At 48.2% G+C, this 6,577-nt stretch carries 7 protein-coding genes, 1 tRNA gene and 1 pseudogene; 3 read left to right on the top strand and 6 right to left on the bottom strand.

What is annotated here, in order from left to right:
- Nucleotides 1–90: 90 nt before the first annotated feature.
- Nucleotides 91–738: a nitrate/nitrite response regulator protein NarP gene (gene narP, locus NA330_RS15535; protein WP_001115500.1), complete on the bottom strand. Its 648-nt coding sequence runs from the start codon at nucleotides 736–738 to the stop codon at nucleotides 91–93.
- An 818-nt stretch (nucleotides 739–1,556) separates the two neighbouring features.
- On the opposite strand from narP, the gene pagL reads away from it, so the two are divergent.
- The gene (pagL, locus tag NA330_RS15530) at nucleotides 1,557–2,120 is read left to right on the top strand and encodes a lipid A 3-O-deacylase PagL (protein WP_000281868.1); all 564 of its coding nucleotides are present in this window, start codon (nucleotides 1,557–1,559) and stop codon (nucleotides 2,118–2,120) included.
- A gap of 192 nt (nucleotides 2,121–2,312) precedes the next feature.
- Here pagL and NA330_RS15525 read toward each other — a convergent pair whose 3' ends face one another.
- The 5 genes and pseudogenes from NA330_RS15525 to NA330_RS15505 form a co-directional block, all read right to left on the bottom strand.
- Nucleotides 2,313–2,516 carry a DinI-like family protein gene (locus NA330_RS15525; RefSeq protein WP_023195426.1) on the bottom strand — a complete coding sequence of 68 codons (204 nt, stop codon included), beginning with the start codon at nucleotides 2,514–2,516 and terminating at the stop codon, nucleotides 2,313–2,315.
- Nucleotides 2,510–2,602: pseudogene (locus tag NA330_RS15520) on the bottom strand (hypothetical protein); the annotation flags it as partial. The pseudogene NA330_RS15520 and the gene NA330_RS15525, both read right to left, overlap by 7 nt.
- A tRNA-Pro gene (locus tag NA330_RS15515) sits at nucleotides 2,558–2,634 on the bottom strand. The gene NA330_RS15515 and the pseudogene NA330_RS15520, both read right to left, overlap by 45 nt.
- Nucleotides 2,635–2,707: 73 nt before the next feature.
- Nucleotides 2,708–4,468, bottom strand: coding sequence for an LPS biosynthesis-modulating metalloenzyme YejM (gene yejM / locus NA330_RS15510; RefSeq protein ID WP_000256155.1), 1,761 nt, complete (start codon nucleotides 4,466–4,468; stop codon nucleotides 2,708–2,710).
- A gap of 31 nt (nucleotides 4,469–4,499) precedes the next feature.
- Entirely contained in the window at nucleotides 4,500–4,727 is a 228-nt protein-coding gene (locus tag NA330_RS15505; RefSeq protein ID WP_001135904.1) for a YejL family protein, read from the bottom strand.
- A 179-nt stretch (nucleotides 4,728–4,906) separates the two neighbouring features.
- Here NA330_RS15505 and yejK point away from each other — a divergent pair, with 179 nt between their 5' ends.
- Complete coding sequence (gene yejK, locus NA330_RS15500; RefSeq protein ID WP_000050806.1) at nucleotides 4,907–5,914, top strand: nucleoid-associated protein YejK; 1,008 nt, start codon at nucleotides 4,907–4,909, stop codon at nucleotides 5,912–5,914.
- A 27-nt stretch (nucleotides 5,915–5,941) separates the two neighbouring features.
- On the top strand, nucleotides 5,942–6,562 hold the full coding sequence (locus NA330_RS15495; protein WP_000033430.1) for a hypothetical protein: 621 nt from the start codon (nucleotides 5,942–5,944) through the stop codon (nucleotides 6,560–6,562).
- Nucleotides 6,563–6,577 lie beyond the last annotated feature (15 nt).

The following is a 6,577-nucleotide window of genomic DNA, read 5'->3' as shown; positions in this document are numbered from 1 at the left end:
GGCGGGCGGTGATAGAGCGCAGTATCCGGCTGGCGCAGGAGAAATAAGACCCTGACGGCCCGGTGGCGTGGCGCCACTGGGCCTGGCTTGTTACTGCATTCCGCGTGTTTGTAAAAATAGAATGGTCGCCGCGACGCGCGAGCGCACGTTTAGTTTGCGAAGTAGATTACGAATGTGCACCTTAACCGTCTGCTCAGAAATATTCAGTACTGACGCAATCTGTTTGTTAGAAAGCCCCTGCGCCAGCTCATGCAAGACATCTAACTCTCGTTCGGTCAGGATACTAAAGGGATCTTCCTGCGCGCCAAACCGTTCGCGCTCACGCAGATATTCATTGACCCGATCGCTAAAGACTTTACCGCCGTTAGCGCCTTTGCGAATGGCCTCCAGCAGCACTTCCGGATCGCTATCTTTGAGCAGATAACCGTCGGCGCCGGCGTCGATCAGCGCGTAGATGTCGCTGGCGGAATCCGAGACGGTAAGAATAATAATTTGCGCCGTCACACCATCCCGGCGTAGCGCGTTCAGGGTATCTAACCCGCTCAGACCTTTCATATTCAGATCCAGCAGGATCAGATCGGGCTCAATGCGATTCGCCAGATCGATCGCACTCGCCCCGTCACCCGCTTCGGCAACGACATAAAAAGCCGGGTCCAGTTCCAGTAATTGACGAATACCTCGCCGCATAAGTGGATGGTCGTCCACAATAAGCACCTGAAAAGGTGTTACTTCAGGCATGCTATATCTCCTGAGTTTTATTAGAATGATTATTGTTTTCAGCGCGGAAATCGTCCAGATTTGCCACATTGTCAAGCGCGTAAATTTTACCCTAATTAGTGCATGGGTAAGTAGTAAAACCTGTGACAGGCTAGTAATTAGCTGAACGATAGAAAGGATAAAACAACCCGTTGTGAGAGAAAACAGAATACTCTCTAAAGTTGAATACTGGTCTGGACGCTTTTTTCGGACAATGTGACATAACAGAAGTGTGGCATATGTTGCTGCGCCCTTGCACCCGTAAGTCCAGACTATCTTTACTGGCAGGAAATTCCTTATTAAAAGTCATAGCGTCTAAAACTTTTCATTATTAACAAATTATTTTAACTGAATTTATTTATGGTTTTATTAATGTCAATGAAATACATCTGAGCAGAACGAATAAACCGCGACATCTGTTAAATTAAATATTAAGTCAATAGCAGAGGTATTTTTATGCGATAAAGAGATTCTGACGATATTCTTATCATAAATGAAAATGTGGTCAGGAATGAGAGTCATTCACTTATAACTTATCCTGGATGTGCTTGAACAACACTCGCGGCGTTTTGAGCACCCGTTGGGGCGACTCAAGGGGAGAGCGTAGTGAGTATGTTTTGATTTCTGCACACAGTCCATGTCCAGCCTGTTTGCATCAAAAATGCTGGTTGGAGTAATTATGAAAATAATATTAATACTGGATGCTATAGCAGCCGTTTCTGTGAGCGTAAGCGTGGCGTAGAAAATTTTAAATATGTTAGCCGGTTAAAAATAACTATTGACATTGAAATGGTGGTGGAGTGTATATGAAGAGAATATTTATATATATATTATTACTTTGTGCATTCGCATGTTCTGCTAATGATAATGTTTTTTTTGGCAAGGGCAACAAGCATCAGATCTCTTTTGCTGCGGGAGAAAGTATAAGAAGAGGAGGGGTTGAGCACTTATATACGGCATTTCTGACATACAGTGAACCCAGCGATTTTTTCTTTTTACAGGCAAGAAATAATCTGGAGTTAGGAGGATTTAAGGCTAAGGGTAGCGATGATTGCAGTAAACATTCTGGCAGCGTTCCCTGCAATAAATATAACCAGGGCGTATTGGGTATCTCGAAGGATGTGGCGCTGGTTCATTTCGCTGGCATCTATACCGGTATTGGTCTGGGGGCTTATATAAAATCTAAGTCGCGAGATGATATGCGTGTCAATTCTGCATTTACCTTTGGAGAAAAAGCGTTTCTTGGCTGGAACTTTGGGGCTTTTTCTACAGAAGCTTATATCCGGCATTTCTCGAATGGATCACTCACGGATAAAAATTCAGGGCATAATTTTGTAGGTGCTTCAATTAGTTATAATTTCTGAAGTTGAATAACAATTAGCGAGTTGCTGGCTGAAGGAGTAATTAATCACCGTACGTTGTCTACAAAAACGTGTTGTGACTAGCCGATCATTATCGGCCCTATGGCGACAGGGAGGCTAATTGTTAGTGACAAAGAAGTGGTAGGCCGTTTACCTTACCAGAACGTTTTATTATTGCTGCGACAGATTGCTTACTCATTTACCTGCCACTGCAAACATTTCTTCCAGCATAGGGTGTAGATGCGCTTTTTCTGTTTTAGTACAAACATGGTTTACGTTATTTGCCTGCATTGACTTTACGTTGACCACTGCACGGGAAAGGTGTCCGATCAGTTTATGCAAAATCAGTTCATGCAAAATAACGTCTCTGGCATCAGCTAACTTTTTAATTGTAGGCATAAAAAAACCAGCCCTGAGAGGCTGGTTTTTAAGGGGAATTTTGGTCGGCACGAGAGGATTTGAACCTCCGACCCCCGACACCCCATGACGGTGCGCTACCAGGCTGCGCTACGTGCCGACTTGTGGGTGCTAATACTACCTCTTTCCAACGCGAATGCAAGGGGAAACGGTGCTAACTGATTTATAATTAATCAGTTAGCGATAAAACGTTTCTCTTCTGTTAGCACTTGCAGCAGCAGACTGAGCTGCGGCTTCTGATCTTTGATCTTCTCGCCGTGTAAGTCATAGGTCTGATAGTGACCGTTATTATTGAGCACCAGAGTCATTTGCGGCGTCGTGATTGCCAGCGTACTGCCGTCTGCCGCCGTTACCCAGTTATGACGACGTGGAACGGTAAAGATGTCCTGGCCCTGTGAATATTCGTTCGCTGGCGTGCTGACATGTAACAGGCGTTGCATCAACGTGGTCATCACATCGGTATGATCGGTAAGCACATTAATACGCTGCGCAGGCGTCCCCGGCCAGTGGATCACCAGCGGTACTTGCAGATGACCTTGCGACCAGTCGAAGCGATTTTCTTCCGGCGTCAACGGTATTCCGCGTCCTGCAGTAATGATCACGACGGTATTGTCGAATTTACCGGCCTCTCGCAGCGCGTTCAGAACCCGATTGATTTGCGCATCCACGTCGCTGGCGGCGCTGGCGTAACGCTTAACAAAATTCTTCTGATTACTGTCATCAATGTTAGTACCGTTAAACGATACCCATGAGAACCAGCGGTTATCTTCCTGTGCGTAGCGCCCAAGCCAGTCTATCCACTGGCTGGCCGTTTGCGCATCAGACTGCGTCTGCGCTGTTGGCATCGAGAAATCGGACAGTAATGCCTGACGATAAAGCGGGCTGGCGAAGCCATCCGAAGAAAACAGTCCCAGTTGGTAGCCTTGCTGATTCAACGCGGTAATGAGCGCCGCAGGGGTTCTGGTGGATAACACGCCATCCATATAGCCTGGCGATATGCCATAGAACAGGCCGAAAATACCGTTATCAGTGGTATTCCCTGAACTCATATGACGGGTGAAGTCGATGTTTTGCTCGGCAAATGTAGCCAGCTCCGGCATCTGCTTCTCAAAGCGAGAATAGTTCAGGCCGTCTACGGTAATGAGCAGCACATTCTGACCGGTGCCCATATCGCGATAGTGCAAATTGCTGAGCGGGTACTGAACGGAGACCGCTTCCGGATTGCCTTGCTCTACCAGACGGCGCTGATATTCCTGCGCATCCAGCAGACCGTGTTTTTCAAGAAAACGTCGCGCCGTCATCGGATAAGAGAGCGGCAGGTTTGCCCGCTGCATGGTAATCGGCCGGTAAAAATTAGCGTCTGCCCAGATGTAGATAAGATGCGATGCGATAAAGGAGACGAAAAAGAATGCCGCAAGCGGCCTTGCGAAATGGCGACGGCGCGTGAGACTGCGCAGCTTTTGCCAACTCCATGTCGCAAATAGCATCTCAATCAATAAGATAACCGGCACGCTAATAAACATAAGCTGCCAGTCGCGCGCCATTTCGTTCTGGTCAGGGTTGATGACCAGCTCCCAGACAATGGGATTAAGATGCAGGTGAAAACGGGTAAAGACTTCGCTGTCGATAAGCAACAACGTCATACCCGCGGTCGCCAGAATGGCTGATAAAAACCGCATCAGCCGCTGGGACATCACGATAAACGTGAGCGGAAAAAGAATAAGCAAATAGGTGGCGAACACCAGAAAGCTAAAGTGCCCGACAATGCTCAGGTAGGAGTATATGCGACCCGCAAGCGTTGTCGGCCAGTCGGCGACAAACAGGTAACGGCTGCCGAGCAACGTAGCCAACAGTATATTGAACAGAGCGAACCAGTGCCCCCAGCTAACCATCTGGGAGACTTTTTCACGGTAGCGCTGACGATGAGTTACCATACCTGTCGCTTGTTTCTCCGGAGTCGGCTTTTTAGTGCGCGTTGTCTTCGCTAATCGAAGACTGCAAGGCGCGGGCAAAAGAGTTCGCAATCGCCTGGCGTTGAGCCGGCGCAACGCTGGTGTTGATAAGGTTGGTGACCATATTTCCCAGCACCATCAGGGAAAGATCGGTCGGCGCCTTATGTTTTTCCAGTACACTGAGCAGTTCGCTCAGCAGTTGTTCAACATGTTCATCACTATAGCGGGAGAGTTGTGGCATAAATCAAAATCTGTTTGTTCATGAAAGGGCAACATATTACCGTAGCAACAGTTTTTTTTCTGCATTTTTATCCCCTAAATCATTCGCGTTACGGATAACGCCTGAAATGACAGGGCGATTGCTTGCGTCTTCCGGCAGGCGGTGGTTGAATACCGCCCGGTCTTAAAGGAGAGTTTATCATGAGTCTGGATATCAACCAGATTGCCCTGCACCAGCTTATCAAGCGCGATGAGCAAAATCTTGAGCTGGTCTTGCGCGATTCATTGCTGGAGCCGACAACCACCGTTGTCGAGATGGTGGCTGAACTGCATCGGGTCTATAGCGCCAAGAATAAGGCGTATGGCCTGTTTAATGAAGAGAGTGAACTGGCGCAAGCGCTGCGGTTGCAACGTCAGGGGGAAGAAGATTTTCTTGCCTTTAGCCGGGCGGCGACCGGACGCCTGCGTGACGAACTGGCGAAATATCCCTTTGCGGACGGCGGCATTGTATTGTTCTGCCATTATCGCTACCTGGCGGTGGAGTATCTGCTGGTTACGGTACTGAACAACCTGAGTAGTATGCGGGTCAATGAAAATCTGGACATTAACCCGACGCATTATCTTGATATCAACCATGCGGATATCGTGGCGCGTATCGATCTTACCGAGTGGGAAACTAATCCGCAATCGACCCGCTATCTGACGTTCCTGAAAGGTCGGGTAGGGCGCAAGGTCGCTGACTTCTTTATGGATTTCCTCGGCGCCAGCGAAGGGTTGAACGCCAAAGCGCAGAATCGCGGCCTGTTGCAGGCAGTGGATGATTTCACCGCAGAAGCGCAGTTGGATAAAGCGGAACGTCAGAACGTGCGTCAGCAGGTGTACAGCTACTGCAACGAGCAGTTACAAGCCGGGGAAGAGATTGAGCTGGAATCGCTGTCTAAAGAGCTTTCCGGCGTCAGTGAAGTCAGCTTCAGCGAATTTACCGCCGAAAAAGGCTATGAGCTGGAAGAGAGCTTCCCGGCGGATCGCAGTACGCTGCGCCAGCTAACCAAATATGCCGGCAGCGGCGGCGGGTTAACGATTAACTTTGATGCGATGCTGCTGGGCGAGCGGATTTTCTGGGACCCGGCGACCGATACCCTGACTATCAAAGGGACGCCGCCGAATCTGCGCGATCAGTTGCAGCGACGCACGTCGGGCGGGAAATAAAGGCATACGACATAAAAGGACGCTGTAGTGAGTAAAGGAATACGTCAGAAGCCGCCTGTTAATTTCAGTTTATTTCGGCAGGTTTTGTATGCGCACATTGTCGCATTTTTGATGATGTTGGTGCTCGGGATGGTGTTCACCGTTCTCTCGTTGGTACTGTTTTATACTTATGGCGCCAACTGGTTACTGAGCTTGTTCATATGCCCGCTGTTCTTGTTAAGTGGTTTATTCATTACTGGATTTGCTTTTAAATCAACCTGGTCCAGCATACGTTACTATTACGACAAGGGGCAGTTGAAACGGTATGGACTCAATCTTGATGCAACTTTGACGCATAAAGAGAAGGTGGAAATACGCATCGATAATGCAAAGCGTCAAGTGCGTGTAGATGAACTGGAGCTCCATGTCTTATTTGATTTTCAGTTTGATAGCAAGACATGGAGCTGCGGCGACTTACTGACCAATGAAAAGGTATTTGATGCGTTGAATGACGGGCAAACGATACCAATACGAATTTTGCCATGGAAACCAGAAAGTGCCAGCGTTCGTCAACGGGCATTATTCAATCGGCTTAAAGGTATGAATACCGCGGCGGAAACTACAGATCCTCGATTAGGGGAGGCGCTAATTGAATATGGCGAGGTGTAAGAAAGCAGAAAAGCA

The sequence above is a fragment of the Salmonella sp. NW722 genome (genome assembly GCF_051702785.1).
GTDB classification, from domain to species: Bacteria; Pseudomonadota; Gammaproteobacteria; order Enterobacterales; family Enterobacteriaceae; genus Salmonella; species Salmonella enterica.
This window is presented reverse-complemented; position numbering and strand designations above follow the sequence as displayed.